This window comes from Vibrio sp. Isolate33, from assembly GCF_022397895.1.
GTDB classification, from domain to species: Bacteria; Pseudomonadota; Gammaproteobacteria; order Enterobacterales; family Vibrionaceae; genus Vibrio; species Vibrio pomeroyi.
In genome coordinates this window covers 68,704-90,892 of record NZ_JAKEUP010000017.1, presented here as the reverse complement: position 1 = coordinate 90,892, position 22,189 = coordinate 68,704, and the positions used below count along the sequence as shown (strand labels likewise).

Sequence of the window (22,189 nt, the reverse complement as noted above, 5' to 3'; positions counted from 1 at the left end):
ACATAGGTCGCTCAAAGTGAGATTCCTAATAAAAAGAAGGGAAGGAAAAATCAATCGGAAAGCCGCTTAAAGAGATTAGTCAGACAGAAGAAAGAAACTAAATAGGCAGAAAGCTAAGCAACATCAGCATGGCTAGGACACATAGAGACAGTATTGCGACCAGAGGATTTCGACTCGTAGAGGCCGACATCGGCACATTTATATGAACGAGTACTGTTACTGGTTAAATCCGTAAAGCCAACACTCACCGTCACCTTAGTACCCGCCGCTAGCTCTATCTCAATTCGCAGTCGATCCAATACGCGCTTCGCTTCCGGCAGAGAAGTGTGTGGCATCAGCAACGCGAACTCTTCTCCCCCAACACGAGCAACAAAGTCGGTACTACGAAGGCTATCTTGCAGGAGCCCAGCAACACACGCAATCACACGGTCGCCTTCATCGTGGCCAAGCTCGTCATTGATTCGCTTAAAGTTATCGATATCGACTAAGGCTAAACAAGTGGTGGCTTCATTAGGATAACGCTCAACCAAGCGAGAATAGTAAGCCAGTTGTTCTTCGAACTTGCGTCGGTTCCAGAGATTACTCAAAGCGTCTCGCTCACTCAGAAAACGCAGACGCACTTCAAGCTCTTTCCTTACAGAGATATCAACTAACGAGGTAATGTAATAGCTCACTTTACCCGAATTGTTTTTGACCGCATGAACTCGCATGATGGCAGTAAAAGGAATGCGAAGCTTGTTCTTACACAGCACCTCTCCTTCCCACACTTCCTCTTGCTCTAGGTGCTGCCAGATAGATTCACTAGAGAGCACCTGCTCGGTATTTTCCAGCAGCAGCTGCAAGGCATTGTGGCCGATGACTTGGTTTTTACTGTAACCCGTCATGTTTTCAAATTCGTTATTGATCATCATGGCGCGATGTTGCTTGTCAGAGATCATCACCGCCGACATGCCGTTCAATGCCGCACGTGCTAATTTACTTTCTAAGCTGCGACGTCGGTAGTGCGTCACCAGATAAGCAAATGGAAAAGCGAAAATCAGCACGGTAAATAGAACAATGATCTCTTCATGGGCAAGATCATTCAAATCACGCTCAGCGCGATCAAGAAGCTGCTTCTCATTTAAGTGGATCAAAAGGTGCATCTTTTGATCATTCGCGAGCTTGACGGTGTTAAACGCGAACAGGTTACCGTCTTCAAATACAGTACCCATTTGTTCACGAGAAATCGCTTCCCATGTCTTGGGTGCGATATTTTTTAGGTTGAAGCTCTTTCTCTCTGGAACTGAATCACCGAAAAGCTTACTGCTGTTGTTACTCGCAATGTAGTAGCCCGACTCATTGACAACCTCTGATCGAAAATCATAATCCGGTGAGAAATTAAGACGTGAAGACAGCCCCCAAACATCCAAATTAATCACAAGATAGCCGACACGCTTCTCTGGTGTTTCAACGGGAGTGAAGACTCGCAGAACTGGTTTATAAGGATAAGTTAGCTCACCGTGCTCGGTTTCAAGCTCTATTCCCCAGCCGCCAATATCTTCATGTTCCAAGCCTTGTGCGAATTGATAGTAGCTCGATTCCGATCTATCTTGTAGGTGCTGAGGTAACGTCACCTCGCCTGTTGCAGACGAATAGTTCACTCGCACCAGCTCTTTACCCGAAATATCAAGCAGATGAATTTGTGTGTACCATTTTTGGTTCACTAGAACAGACTGCCACACTTCTTCAAGCAGGTTTTTGGTTTGATTGGATGGTGAAGAGGCGAAATTAACTAAACTTTGGCTTTGGCTGAGTAGCTCCATAACAGAGACTAATTGAGATTTTAGAAGGTTGTAGTCTCGTTCAGCGTAGACCAATTGATGAAGGGCTTGTTTTGCCGACTCATTGAAGCTCTGAGTTTTAACGTCTTGATAACGTTGTAAATAATACACCCCTACAGCAGAAGACAGTGTGATAGAGATAATCAGCAATGTAATTATTGATTTTTTAGTTCTCATTGCTAACTCAGGTGAATGGAAGTCGAGCGCGGGATTATAGCACTCTAAAAAATTAACAAAATAAAAGCCGCTTAAAAAAGCGGCTTAAAAGCTATTTTATAAAGACTTATCGTCTAGGCTTTCAGCGCTCGTTCACCACGAGCAATACCAACCACGCCACTTCGAGCCACCTCAAGCACCTCCGTGACTTCAGACAAAGCCTGAATGAAAGCATCAAGCTTCTCACTGGTACCAGCCATTTGCACCGTATATTGCGAAGCGGTCACATCAACGATCTGACCACGGAAAATATCCGCTGTACGCTTCACTTCTGCACGAGCAAAACCGCTCGCACGTACTTTTACCATCAGAAGTTCACGTTCAATATGCTCAAGCTCAGAGACCTCTTGTACCTTAAGTACATCGATCAGCTTATGCAGCTGCTTCTGAATCTGCTCAAGCTGCATTTCGCTTGAGTTAGTCGTTACGTTCAAACGAGAAAGTGTCGGATCATCGGTTGGAGATACGTTCAACGACTCGATGTTGTAGCCACGTTGAGAAAACAAGCCAACCACACGAGAAAGCGCTCCCGGTTGGTTTTCCATTAGTAGTGAAATAATGTGTCTCATATTATGTTCTCTCCGTTTTGCTTAGCCACATGTTATCCATACCCTCGCCTTTGATCTGCATTGGGTATACGTGCTCGGTATCATCAACACTGATATCGACAAATACCAAACGGTCTTTCATCGCCAGTGCTTTTTCCAAACCTGATTCCAATTCATCCGGAGATGAAATACGCATACCTACGTGGCCATAAGCCTCCGCGATTGCAGCAAAATCAGGAACAGAGTCCATATATGAGTTAGAGTGACGACCTTGATAAACAATGTCTTGCCACTGTTTAACCATTCCTAAGAAACGGTTGTTCAGGTTAATAATCTTAACTGGGATATTGTATTGAAGTGCTGTCGACAGCTCTTGAATATTCATTTGAATACTGCCATCGCCGGTTACAACAACCACTTCTTCGTCTGGCTTAGCAAACTTAACGCCCATACCAGCAGGTAGACCAAAGCCCATCGTGCCTAGGCCGCCCGAGTTAATCCAACGGCGTGGTTTGTTGAATGGGTAGTACAATGCAGCAAACATTTGGTGTTGACCAACATCCGAAGCAACATACGCGTCGCCATTGGTTACTTTATGCAGTGTTTCAATAACTTGTTGCGGCTTAATGCGCTCAGAAGATTTCTCATAAGCTAAGCAATCACGATCTTGCCACTGTTTGATTTCACTCCACCAGCTTTCCATCGCTTCAGCATCGTTAGTGCCACCTTGCTCAATCAGCAGGTTCACCATGCTCTCTAGTACTTTTTCTGCAGAACCTACAATCGGTAGATCCACTTTCACGTTCTTAGAGATCGACGATGGGTCGATATCAATGTGCATGATCTTCGCGTTCGGGCAGTACTTGTCTAGGTTGTTAGTCGTACGGTCATCAAAACGTACACCTACACCAAAGATAAGGTCGGCATTGTGCATCGCCATATTGGCTTCATAAAGACCGTGCATGCCCAACATCCCCAAAGAGTTCTTGTGAGTGCCCGGGAAGGCACCAAGACCCATTAGGGTGCTTACAACGGGTAAATTCAGTGCTTCAGCCAATTTAATGAGCTGTTGGTCTGCCTCAGAGATAACCGCACCACCGCCGACATAAAGTACTGGCTTCTTCGCTTCAAGAAGTGCTTTCAGTGCCTTCTTGATTTGACCTTTATGACCCGTAACCGTTGGGTTGTACGAACGCATTTTGATCGTTTCTGGGTATTCATAAGGAAGCTTGATTTGTGGGTTTAGGATATCTTTCGGTAGATCGATAACCACAGGACCAGGACGTCCTGTCGTTGAAATATAGAAGGCTTTTTTAACGACTTCAGGGATATCTTCCGCTTTCTTAACTAGGAAGCTGTGTTTAACGATCGGGCGAGATACACCTACGATGTCACACTCTTGGAAGGCGTCGTTACCAATCAGGTTATTTGGTACGTTACCAGAAATAACAATCATTGGAATTGAGTCCATGTACGCTGTCGCAATACCTGTAACGGTATTGGTTGCGCCTGGACCAGAACACACAAGTACTACGCCCGGTTTACCGGTAGAACGAGTATAGCCATCAGCCATATGGGTAGCGGCTTGTTCGTGTCGTACTAATACGTGTTTAATTTCAGCAGTTTTAGCATGCAGTGCATCGTAGATATCAAGTACAGAACCACCTGGATAACCAAAGATTTGTTCTACACCCTCTTCAATTAGAGACTGCACCACCATCTCAGCGCCGGATAACATTTCAGCGCCGGATGACATAGCTGTTTCAGGTTTTGTTGACATATTGCTCTCCTCACCAGTTTCCAATCATATTTGGTGAACATGTTGGGCTGGTTTTTCATAGTCTAGGGCTTATTCGTAGCCTAATTCGAAATACTTCCACTTTTTCGGCTATGGCTGTCTGTCGTGATAACAACAAACAGTAATACGAAACAACTTTAACGCTTTATTATCATCTGGTCTAACACCTGTTATCCGACAATTATGCCAAAAAACCAACTATTAGCTTAAAGCATCAAATAAAACCCAAACCAAGATTGATAACTAGATATTAAAACTAGAAAGAGAACAAAAAAAAGCACTTAATATTTAAATGAATCGCTAATTATCGATAAATAACGAGCTTATCTGTGTGCGCTTTCGCACATTGTGCTTAGTCACTAGATACAAAAAATCCCCCTAAAAATGCAATCACATTCGTAGAGGGATTTTTAAACAACTGAAAATTTATCTCAGTAGAAAACTACTTATCTTTCGACTTTTCAGTGTACATTTCTTCGATTTCGTCTTGATACTTATCGTTGATAACCTTACGACGCAGTTTCTGGGTCGGCGTCAGTTCTCCATCATCCATAGAAAACGCTTTCGGCAATAGCTTGAACTTCTTCACTTGCTCAAACTTCGCTAGCTCTTGCTGTAGGTCATTCACACGCTTCTCTAGCATCTCAACGATTTGGTGGTGCTTGATAAGCTCAACACGGTCGTGATACTTGATGTTCAGTTCTTTTGCATACTCTTCTAGCGAGTCGTAACAAGGAACAATCAGTGCAGAAACGAATTTACGTGTGTCAGCGATAACTGCAATCTGTTCGATAAAGTGATCTTTACCAATCGCGCCTTCCACCACTTGCGGTGCAATATATTTACCACCAGAGGTTTTCATCAGCTCTTTGATACGATCAGTAATGAACAGGTTACCATTTTCATCAAAATGACCCGCATCACCGGTTTTCAAGAAACCGTGTTCATCGAATGTTTTCGCGGTTTCTTCAGGCATCTTGTAGTAGCCACGCATTACCATTGGACCACGAACAAGAATCTCGTTCTGAGCACCAATCTTAACTTCTGCGCCCGGCATCGACATACCGATAGAATCAGGGTTAAAGCAGCGGTCATCCCAACAAGACACAGTTGCTGTGGTTTCTGTCATGCCGTAGCCAAGTTTTACGTTGATACCGATAGCATGGAAGAAGCGACCGATGGTTTCATCTAACTTCGCACCACCACATGGCATGAAGTTGATGTTGCCGCCTAACAATGCTCGCAGCTTAGATAACACAAGCTTGTCTGCTAGCGCATGGCTCTTCTTCAGCATTAGCGAAGGAGTACGACCTTCTTGGTGACAAACAGAGAGTTTCGCTCCCATGTTCACAGCCCAAGTAAATAGAACCTTACGGATAAACGGCGCTTTCGAAACCTTCTCGTGAATCGCAGAGAAGATCTTCTCGTAGAAACGCGGAACCGCACACATTACGGTTGGCTTCACGTCGCTCAACGCATCACGCACCTGCATAGTATCTTGCAGGTAACAGTTGGTTGCGCCTTTATAGAGAACGTAGAAAGTCCACGCTCGCTCAAATACGTGAGATAGAGGTAAGAAACATAATGAGATGTCGTCTTTGCTTAAGCTAAGGCGCTCATCGTGACCTTCTAATTGATAGCCAATATTGGTGTAATCAAGCATTACGCCTTTCGGCTGGCCAGTAGTACCAGAGGTATAGATAAGAGTCAGTAAGTCGTCCATGCTTGCACCTGCAAGACGAGTATCAAGTTCAGCTTGCTGAGCTTCAACACCGCGCGCCATGAAATCAGCCCAGGATACCGCAAAGCCATGGCCCTGAAGATCGATATCATCAGACATCGCGACAACCACTTCTAGCTGTTCGCACTCTTCAAATAAGCTCACCGCCGCGTCAAATTGAACTTGCTCACCAACGAATAAGATCTTCACATCCGCATTTTGGATGATGTAAGACGACTGCGCTGCTGTGTTGGTTGGATAAATCGGCACAGTCACAAGGCGAGCTTGTAAAGATGCAAAATCTGCCACGGTCCATTGAGGCATATTGTTTGAATAGATACCGATCTTATCTTGAACTCTCAGTCCCTGAGCCAATAGTGCTAATGAAAGCGTATCGATTTGTTGTCCAAACTGCTCCCAGCTAATACCTTGCCATACATTGTCTACTTTGTGCTTCAAAGCTGTACGGTTGCCGCCTTGGGCAATTTGGTCACGAAGTCTTTTTACGATATGAAAATCTAAATTGGCCATCTCTTTACCTTTGGCTTACACCTGTAAGCTTTTTTGAGCGCACAAGTGTACCTCTGATCATGGAAAAGGCAACTGATGAAGCTCAAAGTTATAAGTAATAGTACGTCTCACGCTAAGTTTTCTATCAACAAAAATAGCAGGTACAAAAAAGCCCCAAGCCAGACTCCTAGCTTAGGGCTTATAAAACATAGGGATTAGTGTCTAGTTAAGTGCCACTACTTCGCCACAGATCATCATTAACTGATCTCGTAACCAAATGTGTCCTTTGTCCTTTTCACTTGATTCGTGCCAGCTTAGGAAGCCTGAAATTGCCGCATTATCAAATGGGAAGTCTAAAATCTGAAGCTGCTCTTTGTTTGCTGCATGTTCTACCATCCAACGAGGAGCAATCGTTACTAGTTCAGACTGACCTACAACGTAAAGAACGTTGCTTAGGCTCGTACCTTCGTAGAAAGGCATGCAATCTAGGTCACGGTAAGCTTGCTCAGAGAAGCTACGTTGACCGTGGATGCGAGACAGTTTCGCGTGCTTTTCGTTAAGCAGCTCTGCCGCTGTAACTTCACCATTGATGCGTGGGTGAGAAGCAGAAGCTACAACAACCAACTCATCTTGGAAGATTTCAGTGCTTGAGAAACCTTGCTCATCAAAGCGAGCGTAATCGATTACGAAGTCGATTTCTTGGTAGCGCATACGCTCAGAAAGCTGACGGTCGAACTCAGCATCCATGTGCAGTTTAACGCTTGGTGCTTGCTCGTTAATTGTCGACATGATCTTAGGTGCAAAACGCATGTCACAAGGGCTGCAAATCGCAAGTTTGAACAGGCGAGAAGACGACTCTGGAGAGAACACAGAACTTGGTAGTTCGTTGCGCACTAACTGTAGCGCTTGGCGGATTGGGCCAAACAACTGACGAGCACGTTGAGTCGGTTGAATACCACGACCTTGACGCATGAATAGTTCGTCGTTGAACATCACTTTTAGACGAGCAACAGCGTTACTTACAGCAGGCTGAGACATACCCAGATTGTGAGCTGCACGTGTAATGTTTTGCTCTTGCATTACTGCATCAAATACAGTCAATAAGTTTAAGTCGACTCCACGAAGTGTGCTTTCCATTCTGTAGCTTGCAATTGCACTCATTGCGTCTTTTTTCTCTAACATTCAAGTTGCCTCTTGTCGGTTCGACAGCGTTAAATTGGTAATGGTATGGGAATAGATAACCACTAATTCTTATATTTATCAGACCGATGTTTTTCGGATTACCATTACTATTAACCAATACATCTCGAGCTACCAACAAGATTGATAAAGAATAATTTTATTTTACCTTAATGATTAATTAACACCTAAAAATCAGCAATTTATAGAGTTATAAAAAAACATAAAATGCGTCACTTATGAGTTTCATTTCGACTTATTTAGCTGTTCTATCGTTTGGTTACATTTGTTACAATTTATTGAACGCGTGAATTGTTCAGCTAGTTGATTCAGAAATAACACTTATGAGTTAGGTGAGTGATGCATAACTAGGAAAGTCTACCTTGTCCCAAAGCTGCTTTCTTAAGTCATCTTGGTTGGACCAATTTCCTGCTAATACCCACTCAACAAGTGCGCTCGCGACGTCTGGATAGGTGACCACTTCCGCTTGTTTTTCGTTGAGCCAACCACGCAAGATAGCAGGGTCTAAAAAGCTCATTGTTTGAGCCAATCCAAGCGCCTCTAGCGTCGCCACATTGCTCTGTTGTTCAAACTGCCCATCAAGTGGTTTAAGGAGCAACTTCTTACCCAAAGTTAGAGCTTCAGAGGGTAATTCAAACCCGCCATTTGCCACCACACCTGAGCACTGGCTGAGGTCGAATTGGAAGCCTGCATGACTGAGCGGTTTAAACTCAATATTTTCGACTCGGCTTTGTTCTATCACATTCGGGTGATAGCAGACAAAATTGTGAGAAATAAACTTCATCAACAGCTCTGAAATCGCCTCTAGATCCTCAAATGGTAAATAGACCAGAGTGAAATCTTGCGCCGTTTTGGTTTGTTGTTCACCAGTGAGCGTGTGAACAATCGGTGGCAATATTGGCTGTTCAAAGTGATACCAATGCAGTCCTATTGAGTGTTCGGTTGGGGCGAAATGTTGAATCACAGAGTGCTCAATCCAGTTACCGCCTTCTTTCGGCACATCATAACGGAACGCATTTTGGTGGCTTATACCTATGCAAGGTACGCCCTGCCTTTTAGCAGCCCAAGCAGTGACGGGTTCAAAGTCGTTAAGCACTAAATCATACAGTGTCAGATCGATCTGGTTAATCTCACTCAGAAATCGCCAGATGTTGTTCTTCATGAATGTCTTGCCGTATTTCACCTGCCCCTGCTCACTATAAAACGTTAAGCCACTGCGGGTTTGGTAGTTTCCAAATTCTTCCATCGAGAAGTACTTGCTCTCTTCTCGTCCAGAGAATAGAAAGTCGACATCGATATTTTGCTGACGAAAGGCGACGGCCATTGCTCTCGCACGCGCAATGTGACCATTTCCAGTACCCTGTACGCCATATAAGATTTTCATGCTTTTTCCTTTAGAGTTTCCACTTAAACACGGTAGATGTCGCCAATAAAATGATTACAGAATGAAACTGATAGCTAGGCTCGTACAAGCAATGCCCAAGGCTGCCCCTATCAGTACGTCTGTTAAAAAGTGCACACCAAGTAAGATTCGAGAGCCTGCGATCGCGATCGCCCAAAACAAACTAAAGAGATATAAGCTCGGATAGAAATGCCCGATGAGAGTCGCCATGACAAAAGCCGCCGCGGAGTGCCCAGATGGCAGGCTGTATTTATCGGATGGCACGATGTGGGAATAAAGCAGTGAAGAGAACTCTGCTGGCCTGCGGCGTTTGAGGGTATTTTTCGCAAACCAGTAAATAGGTAGCTCGATAGCAAAGGCGGTTAAACCGACCAATAGAAAATCTCGGCCAGTACTGCTATCAGCCAGCAAAGCAATCAACGCAATTAACACGTAAAGGTGTCCATCTCCAGTATGAGACACCGCTTTACTGAGTGTTGCATGTTGCCCGCTATAACGGTTTTTTAAACAGAAAACAGAAAATGCCACATCCCAGCGGACAATAGGTTCGATAGTACGCATACGATCTCCTTAACAATCCTTATTCAGTTAAGGGTCAAGTTATGCCCAACAAATGACAGTTAAGTGACGTTTTGAATGAACTAAAATGAAATTTCCTTGGGATGTGCAATGAAGCCCCTCAAGCTAAGGTGATGACAAAAACACCCTATAAAAATAAAGCGGCACTAGGCCGCTTTATTGTTTATTACTTCTTTTCTTGCTTCAAAACTCTATAGCGAAAGAGGCTCGTGCTTTTTCACTAAACCAAAATCAGCCAAGATCGCGTAGGCCGCAGGGATCATAAACAATACCAACAAGGTTGAGGCAAATATCCCGAACACAATCGAAATCACCAGAGGCTGAATAACCTGAGCCTGTAAGCTGGTTTCCGTTAACAGCGGTAGTAAACCTGCGGCTGTAGTCATTGAGGTTAAGAATACCGCGCGGAAACGTTCGCGACTGGCTTTAACAACAGAATCATGAACGCTATCCCCTTCATCAACATGGTGACGTATGTATTGCACCAACAAGATTGAATCATTAACCACGATCCCAGCGAGCGACACAAAACCCATCATGCTTGGCATACTCAGTGCGTGACCCAACAACCAGTGACCAACAACGACACCAATGAACGCCAGTGGAATCGCCAACATCACAACCACAGGTTCTAAGTAGCTTCTGAACTGATAACTAAGAATCGCAAACACACCGAATAAGCCCAATAAGAAGCCTTTGCCCATCGAGGCTCCGGTCTTAGCGGCATCTTTAGCTTCGCCTTCGAAATCAAAACGTAAGCCCGGGTATTTTTGAATCAGCTTAGCCGCCTCTTCTTTTTGGAACTGAGCCAAAATCGCGGAAGAGCTCGCTTTCTTATTATCTATGTCACCAAAGATACTGATGGTTCTCAACCCATCGATACGCTGGATTCGCACGTAGTTACGTTGAAAATCTAACGTTGCCAGTGTAGCTAATGGAATCTGACTGCCATCTGAGGTGATGATTGGGAAGTTAGCCAGTTGCTGTAAATCACCCGCTTGCTCTTTATCAAGGCGAACTTCAATCGAGATGTTCTCAACACCGATTTGAATCTCATCCGCTGTCTGACCAAAGAAAGCCGCACGCAATTGGGAAGCAATCATCTGCCCATTCACATTATAGGTTTCTGCGCCCGGACGCAGCTTCACCAAGATCTCTTCTTTACCCATGCGCATGTCATCCAGCACGCCGTGCACGCCATCAAACTGATTAAGGTATTCCTGAATATCCAAAGAAGCCGATTTCAGTGCACTTAGGTCATCATGTTTAGCTCGAATCTCAATCGCACGACCGCCCGGCCCCATGGTCGGTTGCTTGAAAACTAACGAGATAGGATCGGCCAAGTCACCGATGTCTTCTCGCCATGCATCAATAAAGTCATCGATAACCGTGTTACGGCTCTCTGCGCCACGTAAATCTAAGCGAACGGTAGCTAAATGCGGGCCTGATTCATTAGCATCTGCGTTGGCGTTAAATTGGCTGGTAATGTGCTCAACCAAGGTGTTGCCTTCTTCGACCTCTTCGCTCCATTGCGCATTTAAACGCTCGGCAGATGCAACAATCTTATCGACCACTCGCTCAGTTTGAGACAGTGACGCCCCCGGAGGAAGAATGATACGCGCCTCGGCAATATCGCCATCCAATTCTGGAAACGGTTGGAATTTAACAACTCCACCAGCAATCAACGAAATAGATAGAAGTAACAAGGTTATCACCCCGCCCATAAAGGCGTAGCGGAAGGTCACTACCTTCTCGACCATGCTCATCAAGGTGGTATTACGGAAGTTCTCAAATCTCTCTAGCAGCACCACTTTGAAGCGCAGCGCTGGCTTGTCATTTTTTTCTTTGTGTAATGAATGAGACAAGTGATTTGGCAGAATCAAGAAGGCTTCAATCAAGCTCAGAGAGAGCACCAAGATTAATACTTGAGGCACCGCCTTAAGCACCGCACCCATTTCACCATCAAGGAACAACAAGCTACCAAAGATACACACCGTAGTTAAGAAAGAAGACAGGACTCCAGGGAGCACCTTCTTCACACCGTTGTACACCGCATCGTCAACATTTTGCCCCCGATCTAAATGGGAGGCGATCGATTCGGCGATCACGATGGCGTCATCCATCATGATACCGATCGCCATCAACAAGCCGACTAGAGACATGATGTTGATCGACAAACCTAGGTTCGCCATTAAGAACAAACCACCCAGGAAGGCTACAGGCAGGCCAGCCGCCACCCAGAACGAGTAGCGTAAACTGAAGAACAGCCACATGGTTGCAAACACCAACACAATACCTTGCCAGCCATTGCGTACCATCATGGTCAAGCGATCCCACAGTACAGACGAGAGATCGTTGGTCATTTGCAGTGTCACGCCATCAGGGGCAATCGCACTTTGATCTTCTACGAATCGCGTTACGTTCTCTTTGATTCGCAGCGCATCATCTTCTTTGTTCTTGCTGATCTTTAGAAGAGCCGATGGTTTACCATCAAACAGGACTTTCTGTTCATCAAGTTCAAAGCGATCGGTCACCTTCGCAATATCTCGTAAACGGATCACTGAGCCATTAGGCGCTGAGCCAACCACAATACTTTCGAGTTCAACGGGTGTGATACGTCTTTCATCAAAACGAATTAGGAAATTTTTGTCTGCCGTCTCTACGTTACCACTCGGCAGTTTTACGTTTTGACGGCCAATTTGATCGGCAATGTCGCCGACACTCAGACCGAGCTGGCGGATCGCTTGAGTATCCAGTTCAACACGATATTGATGATCAGAGAAGCCGCTGACCTCAACCAATGAAACGTCGTAATCGAGCTTCATGGTGCGCTTAAGATCTTCCGCGTATGCCTTAAGCTCTGGCCATGAGGTTTCTGCGGTAATCGCAATATCAACAACTGGTTCGTTCCAATCCAACTCTTGTACAACTGGTGATTCAATCTCAGTTGGGAAATCGTTGATCGAGTTGATCTGAGTTTGCACGTCCACCAGCATTCGACCGATATCTGCTTTCTCATTCAACTTGAGGATCAAGCGAGCGCTGCCTTCTATCGCCTCACATTGAGTTTCTTCAATGTTAGCTAAACCATCGACTGCGTCTTCCATTCGCACACACAAGCTCTCTTCCACCTCTTGTGGTGAAGCGCCCGGGTAGACGATCGCCGCCATAATGTAAGGGGGATCGTAGGCTGGAAAGGTTTCACGTTTAATAGTAGATAGAGAGGCCAAACCCATAATCAACAACCCAAGCATCAGCAGGTTAGCTGCGGTTGGGTGCCTAGAGAAGAACTTGATCATGAGGCGCTCTCCTCAATATCAATGGAAAGCTCATCATCATTTGAAGCAGATTCTTTCAATAACATACCTTCAATAGCAGGCAAAACATCGTTAAGAATCAGCTTGTCTCCTGCTTGCAGCTCACCATTAACCACCACTTGATTGTCTCGGCGATAAAGTACTTCAACATTAACCACTTGCAAGCGCTGGCTATCATCCATCAGATAAACCTTATCGCCATGCAAAGCACGCTCAGGCACAACCCAACTTAGGTTCGCCAAGCCTTCAATCTCAGCTTTAACGAACATACCATTCACCAAGGGAGTGGCACTGCTTGGTTGTAAGGCTGAATAATCTTGATTGATTTCAAGAATGATCCCTGCTGTGGCTTGGTTTTCATCAACGGTTTCACTGATTCTTGCGACTTTCGCAGCCCAGCTCAGATTCAAGCTGCCACTGTTCATCTGGATCGTCGCTTTAATCGGGGCTTGGTAAGGGTTAGGTATGCCTGCAGCATCGCGAGGGAATTGAGTAAAGCTTGAGGCTAAAGTTTGCATATCGTGAATAGAGAGTTGCGCCTCAACTTCCATAACGTTAATCCCATGAGCAACAAACATCTCTTGCTGAAGATTAACCACTTGGTTTTGTTCAATATCTACCTGAGCGATTCGCATTGCTCTAGGCAAGGTGATGGTCGTTTTATCCAAAGAACGCTGCGCCTCTTTGACCTTAGAGACATTGACCTTAATCACCGCTTGCGCGACACGTTTTTCATCTGGCATTAAAGCGATTTGATTCTGTATATCTAACACTAACTTCTGTTGAGAGAGTGCACTTTGTTGTTGTAGATCGACATCTGACTGAGAGGTAAGTCCTTTCTTGCGAAGATCCTGTTTACGTTGAAGCTCTTTATTACTGATTACTAGCCGATTTTTTTCGATCTTTAATGTTTGTTGTAGGTTGTCTTCTTCTTGATTCAACTTAGCAAGTGAGGTCTGGCTTGATTTAAGATCCGCTTCCGCTTGCACCAACTTCAGTTCGTAATCCAAAGGATCGATCTTTAATACCTCAGTACCCGCTGCAATAATTTGTCCCTTTTCTAGATCAGGATGACGGTACACGATCTGTCCTGTCACCTCAGCAATCGCTTTCCATTCAACCTTTGGTACTACTTTGCCAAAACCAACCGCTAATGGCGCGATCATCTGCTTTTCTAGACTCACGGTTTCAACCAAACGCGCTCTATCTCCGGCAGGCTTAGTCGGTAAGTCCGGCTTTAGATTAATCGCTGCCACTAGGCCAATAACACCAACGGCCAGAGCCGGAAAGAAGAGGAGTTTTTTACTTATTTTCATTATTTTGGTTCCTGCAAAGGTGAAGGGCTCGGGGCGTTTACAAAGCCTTCCGTCATCAGTTGGATGTTGTGTTCGATAAGTCGGTTAAGAAATTCTTCATTGAGTTCAATACCATGAATAGCAAGCAAAGGTGGCGGCGCAATGAACGGGAACACCATCAAGCTTATATACGACACGCGGCAGAGTCTGGGATCCATATCTTTTCTTAAAACGCCTTGTTCAACTAGCTTTTCAAAAATGACATCTTGGGCAGGTTTGGCAACATCAAGAAAGACCTTTTCGAGTAACTCTCTCTGTACTTCTGAAGGCGGCATGTTCATCACTTGGGCTATTAAGCGAGGAAACTTCGGCACCTTCACCATCTCTTTGTAATAGGTTCTCATGAGATCGAGAAAGTTCTCATGGCTGCTTTCATCAACAAGTCTCTGCATTTGTAATTGCATAGGGCGTAATGTTTCACGCAGCATCGCCTCAAACAATCCGGCTTTACTACCAAAGTAATAGCGAATCATCGCAATATTCACACCCGCTCGCTCAGCAACTAAACGAGTCGATACCTTGTCATACGGTTGAACCACGAACAGATCTCGAGCGTGCTCAATGAGTAACTGCCGTACATCTAGATTCTGTTGAGGTCGCCCTGCTTTACGCGCTGCCATCTCTGAGACCTATCCCTATAATTAATCACACGATTAATTATAGGGATAAATCAACATGGTTGTAGAAGATTAATTACTCACTATTTAATCAAATGATTAATTAATTTAGCCACCCTTTTAATTTTATTGGTGAATCGTTCCATCAAAAAGATTTACTACAAAGTTTTAACCTACACATCAGCCAAACGATAAACTAACCGCCCAGTACAAAACACTCAATCAGCCGATAACACCAACAAACAACACGCAAGCAGCACAAACCAAACCAAAACACCGCCAAAGCACGCTGATATTGGATTTTCTTGTTTGACGCTCAGAATAAATTGCGGTAAATATGGTGTTAACAGTTTATTTACGGATATTTGTGTAATGATTTTTTCTTCTTCTCGACTGCTGAAACTTCTCCTTATCGTGAACCAATCGCGCGGGTAAGTTGTGGGTCAAGAACTACACAAATATTAAAACCCGCGCTGAGCGGGTTTTTTTGTAACTGACACTTTTAAAAGAACATCATTCTTAATAATAATTTGGATAGCAATCGATTCATTATCGATATAAGGAAGCACCCATGAACGATCAAGTGATAATTTTTGACACGACCTTACGTGATGGCGAGCAAGCGTTGGCTGCAAGCTTAACGGTAAAAGAGAAATTACAGATCGCTTATGCACTTGAACGACTGGGTGTAGATGTTATTGAAGCGGGCTTCCCAGTGTCATCACCAGGCGATTTCGAGTCAGTACAAACCATTGCAAAGAATATTAAAGACAGCCGAATCTGTGCACTTTCTCGTGCAGTAGCGAAGGATATCGACGCCGCTGCAGAAGCGTTAAAAGTCGCTGAGCAGTTCCGTATTCACACCTTCATTTCTACATCAACGGTTCACGTTCAAGATAAATTGCGCCGTAGCTACGACGATGTAGTTGAGATGGCAGTAAAAGCGGTTAAACACGCTCGTAACTACACAGACGATGTTGAGTTCTCTTGTGAAGATGCAGGCCGTACGCCTATCGACAACCTTTGTCGTATGGTTGAAGCAGCAATCAACGCGGGCGCCAAAACCATCAACATTCCAGACACAGTGGGCTACACAGTACCTAACGAGTTTGGTGGCATTATCAAAACGCTATTTGATCGCGTTCCAAACATCGACCAAGCGATCATCTCTGTTCACTGTCACGATGACTTGGGCATGTCGGTTGCTAACTCAATTGCAGCGGTACAAGCCGGTGCTCGTCAAGTTGAAGGTACTATTAACGGTATAGGTGAGCGCGCTGGTAACTGTTCTTTAGAAGAAATCGCAATGATCATCAAAACTCGCCAAGAGTTACTAGGTGTTCATACTGGTTTGAATCATCAAGAGATTCACCGTACCAGTAAGTTGGTTAGCCAGCTTTGTCACATGCCAATTCAAGACAACAAAGCTATCGTCGGTGCAAACGCGTTCAGCCACTCTTCAGGTATTCACCAGGATGGCATGCTAAAGAACAAGAACACTTACGAGATCATGACTCCTGAGTCTATTGGCTTGAAAAATAAGGCATTGAACCTAACAAGCCGTAGTGGTCGTGCTGCTGTTAAGAGCCACATGGACGCAATGGGTTATAAAGACAATGAGTACAACCTAGATTCATTGTACGAAGACTTCTTGAAGCTTGCTGACCGTAAAGGCCAAGTGTTCGATTACGACTTAGAAGCATTAATGCACTTCGCAAATCTACGTGACGAAGATGACTTCTATAAACTTAACTACCTAAGCGTACAATCTGGTAGTGTTATGTCTACGACCAGCATCAAACTGCAATGTGGTGATGAAGAGAAGTGCGAAGCCGCTGTCGGTAACGGCCCTGTTGATGCGCTATACCAATGTATTTACCGCTTAACAGGCTACGAAATCGTACTAGACAAATTCGACCTAACCGCAAAAGGTGAAGGCGAAGATGGCTTAGGTCAAGCGGACATCATTGCCAACTATAAAGGTCGTAAGTACCACGGCACGGGCGTTTCAACCGATATCGTTGAAGCTTCTGGTCAAGCGCTACTGCACGTTATTAATAGCATTCAACGCGCAGACACCATTGCTGAAATGAAACAGCAAAAAATCGCGACAGTTTAAGAACCCAATAACAGAGCCCTAGAGCCGATGTTATTGGCTTTAGGGACAAAATTTAAAACGAGCCAAATAGCTCAGTAACAAAGAATTAAAGGATTAACATGACTGATAAATCATACAAAATTGCCGTACTACCTGGTGATGGCATTGGCCCAGAAGTAATGCAACAAGCACATAAAGTGCTAGACGCGATCGAAAAGAAGCACGCAATTAGCTTTTCTCGCGAAGAGTATGATGTTGGTGGTATTGCGATTGATAACCACGGCTGCCCACTTCCAGAAGCAACAGTAACTGGCTGTGAAGAATCTGACGCAGTACTTTTTGGTTCTGTTGGCGGTCCTAAATGGGAACACCTTCCACCAAATGATCAACCAGAGCGTGGTGCCCTGCTTCCTCTACGTAAACACTTCCAACTGTTCTGTAACCTACGTCCAGCTCAAATCCATAAAGGTTTAGAGTCTTTCTCTCCTTTACGTGCTGACATCTCAGGTAACGGTTTCGACATAGTGGTAGTCCGTGAGCTAACAGGCGGCATCTACTTCGGCCAACCTAAAGGTCGTGAAGGCGAAGGCGCAACTGAAAAAGCATTTGATACTGAGGTTTACCACCGTTACGAAATCGAACGTATTGCAAAAATTGCTTTCGAATCGGCACGTCTACGTAACAAAAATGTTTACTCAATCGATAAAGCGAACGTTCTACAGAGCTCTATCTTATGGCGTGAAGTCGTTGAAGAGATCGCAAAAGATTACCCAGATGTAACGCTAAACCACATGTACATCGATAACGCGACCATGCAGCTAATCAAAGATCCTTCTCAGTTTGACGTCATGCTATGTTCAAACATCTTCGGCGACATCATCTCTGATGAGTGTGCAATGATCACTGGCTCTATGGGTATGCTTCCTTCTGCAAGCTTGAACGAAAGCAACTTCGGCCTATACGAACCAGCGGGCGGCAGTGCACCAGATATCGCAGGCAAAAACATTGCAAACCCAGTTGCACAAATTCTTTCTGCAGCGCTAATGCTTCGTTACAGCCTAGGCGAAGAAGCGGCAGCACAAGACATTGAAACAGCGGTATCTAAAGCGCTTTCAGCAGGCGAGCTAACAGCAGACCTTGCAGGCGACAATCAAGCGCTTACTACCTCTGAAATGGGTGACAAGATCGCAGAGTACATCTTAGCTTCATAAGCTAATCGCTCGAAAATAGAAGCAAGTACATAAGAATAATATCAAGCCAAGTCAGTGAAAATTGCATGACTTGGCTCGAAACAAACACTGGGACTGATGCTCCCAAGGAAGAAAAGCTATGTCGACAAACCAGCAAGCCAAAACCTTATACGAAAAAGTTTACGACGCGCACGTTGCAGTAGCAGCGGAAGGCGAGAACCCGATTCTTTACATCGACCGTCACCTAGTCCATGAAGTAACGTCACCTCAAGCATTTGATGGCCTGCGTGAAAAAGGCCGCAAAGTTCGCCAAGTCGGCAAAACTTTCGCGACCATGGATCACAACGTATCAACCCAAACCAAAGACATTAACGCTTCTGGTGAGATGGCTCGTATCCAAATGGAAACGCTATCAAAAAACTGTGAAGAGTTTGGTGTAACGCTTTACGACCTAAACCACAAATACCAAGGTATCGTGCACGTAATGGGTCCTGAGCTAGGTATTACGTTACCGGGCATGACTATCGTATGTGGTGACTCACACACTGCGACACACGGTGCATTTGGTTCATTAGCATTCGGTATCGGTACTTCAGAAGTTGAGCACGTTCTAGCAACTCAAACGCTAAAACAAGCTCGTGCTAAAACGATGAAGATCGAAGTAAAAGGCAAGGTAGCACCGGGCATCACTGCAAAAGATATCGTGCTAGCGATCATCGGTAAAACAACAGCTGCTGGCGGTACTGGCTACGTTGTGGAATTCTGTGGTGAGGCAATTACCGACCTTACGATGGAAGGTCGTATGACGGTATGTAACATGGCTATCGAGCTTGGCGCTAAAGCCGGCCTAATTGCTCCAGATGCAACTACATACGAGTACATCAAAGGTCGCAAGTTCTCTCCACAAGGCGAAGACTTAGAAGCAGCAATCCAATACTGGGATACGTTAAAAACCGATGCTGATGCAGAGTTCGATGCAGTTGTGACGCTAGAAGCGGCAGAGATCAAACCACAAGTGACTTGGGGAACAAACCCGGGTCAGGTTATCTCGGTAGACACGCCAATCCCTGCACCAGAAAGCTTCGCCGATCCTGTTGAAAAAGCATCGGCAGAGAAAGCTCTGGCTTACATGGGCCTTGAAGCAGGTAAATCTCTATCTGAATACAACGTCGATAAAGTGTTTGTGGGTTCTTGTACTAACTCTCGTATCGAAGACATGCGTGCAGCAGCAGCGGTAGCGAAAGGTCGCCAAGTGGCAAAACATGTACAAGCGCTTATTGTTCCGGGTTCTGAGCAAGTAAAAGCTCAAGCCGAAGCTGAAGGCTTGGATATTATCTTCAAAGAGGCAGGCTTCGAGTGGCGCCTACCTGGTTGTTCTATGTGTCTTGCAATGAACAACGACCGTCTTGGTCCACAAGAACGCTGTGCTTCTACATCAAACCGTAACTTTGAAGGTCGCCAAGGCCGTGATGGTCGTACGCACCTAGTTAGTCCAGCAATGGCTGCAGCAGCAGCGATCGCTGGCCACTTTGTCGATATTCGTGAACTTTAATTAGAGGATTTAACATGTCAGGTTTTCAACAACACACCGGATTAGTCGTTCCTCTAGATACGGCCAACATCGATACAGATGCAATCATTCCAAAGCAGTTTCTACAGAAAGTGAACCGCATTGGTTTTGGTAAGCACTTGTTCCACGACTGGCGCTTCCTAGACGACGCTGGCCAGCAGCCAAACCCTGAGTTTGTAATGAATGAGGCACGCTACCAAGGCGCTTCGATTCTACTGGCTCGTGAGAACTTTGGTTGTGGTTCATCTCGTGAACACGCACCTTGGGCACTTGCTGATTACGGTATCCAAGTGATGATTGCGCCAAGCTTTGCAGACATCTTCTACGGTAACTCGATCAACAACCAAATGGTTCCAGTTCGATTGACTGAGCAAGAAGTGGATGAGATTTTCCAATTCGTAGAAGCGAATGAAGGCGCTGAAGTTACTGTCGATCTAGAAGCAATGAAAGTAAGCGCAAATGGCAAACAGTACTCATTTGAAATTGATGAGTTCCGTCGTCATTGCCTACTGAACGGTTTAGACAACATCGGCCTAACACTCCAGCACGCTGATAAGATTTCTGCGTATGAAGAAAAGATTCCAAGCTTCCTAAAATAAAGAAGCCTTGAAATAGAAAAGCAGTTTCAAAAATCGAAAAGGTTGGCTCAGTGCCAACCTTTTTTATTTGGTTGAGCTTTAGCTTAATGTGTCTATTAAACTCTGATCTGTAATTTAACTGAATAGCCATGAAAGAAAATCGCAGAGCATAAGGTCTTAGTAGTCAGTCATCAGGAGAATGCCATGAAACAACTACTCGTTATTATCAGCCTACTATTTTCAACCTTAGCTTGGTCGGCGCCGAAGTCTGAACTATGGCCATACTGGAATCAAAGTAATGAGGCCAACTCAGAACAAGTTTCTCATCAAGGCTGGCAGCAATTCCTTGATAGCTACTTGGTCAAGCAGGGGCAAAACACGTTAGTTCGTTATCAAGCGGTGACCGCTACAGATAAATCAAAACTGAAGCAATACATTAAGCAGTTAGAACAGGTTAACCCATTCGACTATTCAAAAGCAGATCAGTATGCCTACTGGGTTAACTTATATAACGCCGCGACTGTCGATTTGATTCTTGATGCCTACCCAATCAAATCAATTACCAAGCTCGGCGGCCTATTTAGCTTTGGGCCATGGGGAGATGATGTGGTTGTGGTCAACGGTAAACCACTGACACTCAACGATATTGAGCACCGTATCCTAAGACCGATATGGCAAGACCCACGCACACACTACGCAGTAAATTGTGCGAGTTTAGGTTGCCCTAACCTACAACTTCAAGCCTTTACGGCTGACAACACCGAGACTCTACTGGAACAAGCAGCCTCTGAGTTTGTTAATAGTGATAAAGGTGTATTAATTAAAGGCAATAGACTCCAACTATCATCGATTTATGAGTGGTTTGCTGTGGATTTTGGTGATCAAAATCAGCTAATTCAACACCTAGACCAATATCGAGCTAAGCCAGTACCGAGGACTAACAAAATCAGCTATGAGTACGACTGGTCACTCAACCAATCAAACTAGTTTCAGTCACTAAGAGTACATTTAAAACGAAAAAAAAGAGGCGAGTGGTTTATTAACCACTCGCCTCTTTTCATCTATTTCACTGTTTTCTAGAACTAAAAGCTTGAACCCGGCTGTTGCAAGAATTCGATTTCTTCAGGTGTTGATATTCGCCCTAACACTTCATTGCGATGTGGATAGCGACCAAAACGCTCAATGATAACCTTGTGCTTAAATTCAAAATCCAAATTGTTCTCTAGCCCAGTTTGAGAAAAAAGCTCAACGGCTTGCTCATGAATCAACAGAGATTCACTGTGCATATAAGGCATGTACAAAAAGCTTTTCTGTTGCAAGTTAAGGTGATGGTCAAAACCACCAGCTACCGCTTCTTGAGTCAGTGCTAGCGCCATAGGGTCAGCTGAAAATGCAGCAGGGCTGTTTCTGCCAATATTTCTCGAAAACTGGTCCAGAACAATAATCTCAGCTAAACGCCCTTGTGCATTTTGACGCCATTCAAACAGCTCTCCTTGAGTCGCAATTTGGTGTAAGCCTGAGAATCGATCGTTAATCAAAGCATCAATTTTTTCACCGCCAGTAAACCAGTCATTTGGTGTCAATTCATCAAACCAAAAACCCAGAACGTCCTGATAAGTCATCGTCATATTTATTCCTTTAAACAAAAAGAGTCGCTCCAATGAAGCGACT

The 22,189-nt window shown here is 44.7% G+C and carries 16 protein-coding genes; 5 read left to right on the top strand and 11 right to left on the bottom strand.

The genetic code is table 11. The features are described 5' to 3' along the window. Positions 1 to 113: 113 nt before the first annotated feature. The 10 genes from L1D37_RS19555 to L1D37_RS19510 form a co-directional block, all read right to left on the bottom strand. Complete coding sequence (locus L1D37_RS19555; protein ID WP_239848868.1) at positions 114 to 1,997, bottom strand: diguanylate cyclase; 1,884 nt, start codon at positions 1,995 to 1,997, stop codon at positions 114 to 116. A 113-nt stretch (positions 1,998 to 2,110) separates the two neighbouring features. Further along, positions 2,111 to 2,605, bottom strand: coding sequence for an acetolactate synthase small subunit (gene ilvN / locus L1D37_RS19550; protein ID WP_008219984.1), 495 nt, complete (start codon positions 2,603 to 2,605; stop codon positions 2,111 to 2,113). Position 2,606: 1 nt separating this feature from the next. Further along, entirely contained in the window at positions 2,607 to 4,364 is a 1,758-nt protein-coding gene (locus tag L1D37_RS19545; RefSeq protein ID WP_239848867.1) for an acetolactate synthase 3 large subunit, read from the bottom strand. A 460-nt stretch (positions 4,365 to 4,824) separates the two neighbouring features. Further along, entirely contained in the window at positions 4,825 to 6,633 is a 1,809-nt protein-coding gene (locus L1D37_RS19540; protein ID WP_239848866.1) for a long-chain fatty acid--CoA ligase, read from the bottom strand. Between the two features lie 201 nt (positions 6,634 to 6,834). Next, the gene (leuO, locus tag L1D37_RS19535) at positions 6,835 to 7,794 is read right to left on the bottom strand and encodes a transcriptional regulator LeuO (protein WP_176680869.1); all 960 of its coding nucleotides are present in this window, start codon (positions 7,792 to 7,794) and stop codon (positions 6,835 to 6,837) included. A gap of 346 nt (positions 7,795 to 8,140) precedes the next feature. Then, a complete protein-coding gene (locus L1D37_RS19530; protein WP_239848865.1) occupies positions 8,141 to 9,196 on the bottom strand; it encodes an MJ1255/VC2487 family glycosyltransferase in 1,056 nt (351 codons plus the stop codon). 54 nt (positions 9,197 to 9,250) lie between these two features. After that, entirely contained in the window at positions 9,251 to 9,775 is a 525-nt protein-coding gene (locus L1D37_RS19525; RefSeq protein WP_176680867.1) for a phosphatase PAP2 family protein, read from the bottom strand. A 209-nt stretch (positions 9,776 to 9,984) separates the two neighbouring features. Then, positions 9,985 to 13,092, bottom strand: a complete 3,108-nt coding sequence (locus L1D37_RS19520; RefSeq protein ID WP_239848864.1) for an efflux RND transporter permease subunit — start codon at positions 13,090 to 13,092, stop codon at positions 9,985 to 9,987. After that, positions 13,089 to 14,426, bottom strand: a complete 1,338-nt coding sequence (locus L1D37_RS19515; protein WP_239848863.1) for an HlyD family secretion protein — start codon at positions 14,424 to 14,426, stop codon at positions 13,089 to 13,091. The genes L1D37_RS19520 and L1D37_RS19515 overlap by 4 nt, the downstream gene beginning before the upstream one ends. After that, entirely contained in the window at positions 14,426 to 15,085 is a 660-nt protein-coding gene (locus tag L1D37_RS19510; RefSeq protein ID WP_239848862.1) for a TetR/AcrR family transcriptional regulator, read from the bottom strand. Before L1D37_RS19510 ends, L1D37_RS19515 begins: the two co-directional genes overlap by 1 nt. Before the next feature lie 568 nt (positions 15,086 to 15,653). On the opposite strand from L1D37_RS19510, the gene leuA reads away from it, so the two are divergent. From leuA to L1D37_RS19485, 5 genes are all read left to right on the top strand, one after another. Next, the gene (leuA, locus tag L1D37_RS19505) at positions 15,654 to 17,201 is read left to right on the top strand and encodes a 2-isopropylmalate synthase (protein ID WP_239717290.1); all 1,548 of its coding nucleotides are present in this window, start codon (positions 15,654 to 15,656) and stop codon (positions 17,199 to 17,201) included. A gap of 98 nt (positions 17,202 to 17,299) precedes the next feature. After that, positions 17,300 to 18,391: a 3-isopropylmalate dehydrogenase gene (leuB, locus tag L1D37_RS19500; RefSeq protein WP_017632200.1), complete on the top strand. Its 1,092-nt coding sequence runs from the start codon at positions 17,300 to 17,302 to the stop codon at positions 18,389 to 18,391. A 118-nt stretch (positions 18,392 to 18,509) separates the two neighbouring features. After that, positions 18,510 to 19,922 (top strand): 3-isopropylmalate dehydratase large subunit, encoded by a 1,413-nt coding sequence (gene leuC, locus L1D37_RS19495; RefSeq protein ID WP_239848861.1) that lies wholly within the window; start codon positions 18,510 to 18,512, stop codon positions 19,920 to 19,922. 14 nt (positions 19,923 to 19,936) lie between these two features. Beyond that, positions 19,937 to 20,539, top strand: coding sequence for a 3-isopropylmalate dehydratase small subunit (gene leuD / locus L1D37_RS19490; protein WP_017632198.1), 603 nt, complete (start codon positions 19,937 to 19,939; stop codon positions 20,537 to 20,539). Between the two features lie 183 nt (positions 20,540 to 20,722). Next, entirely contained in the window at positions 20,723 to 21,505 is a 783-nt protein-coding gene (locus L1D37_RS19485; RefSeq protein ID WP_239848860.1) for a DUF547 domain-containing protein, read from the top strand. A gap of 95 nt (positions 21,506 to 21,600) precedes the next feature. On the opposite strand, the gene L1D37_RS19480 is transcribed toward L1D37_RS19485, so the two are convergent. After that, entirely contained in the window at positions 21,601 to 22,146 is a 546-nt protein-coding gene (locus L1D37_RS19480) for a DUF924 family protein (RefSeq protein WP_239848859.1), read from the bottom strand. Positions 22,147 to 22,189 lie beyond the last annotated feature (43 nt).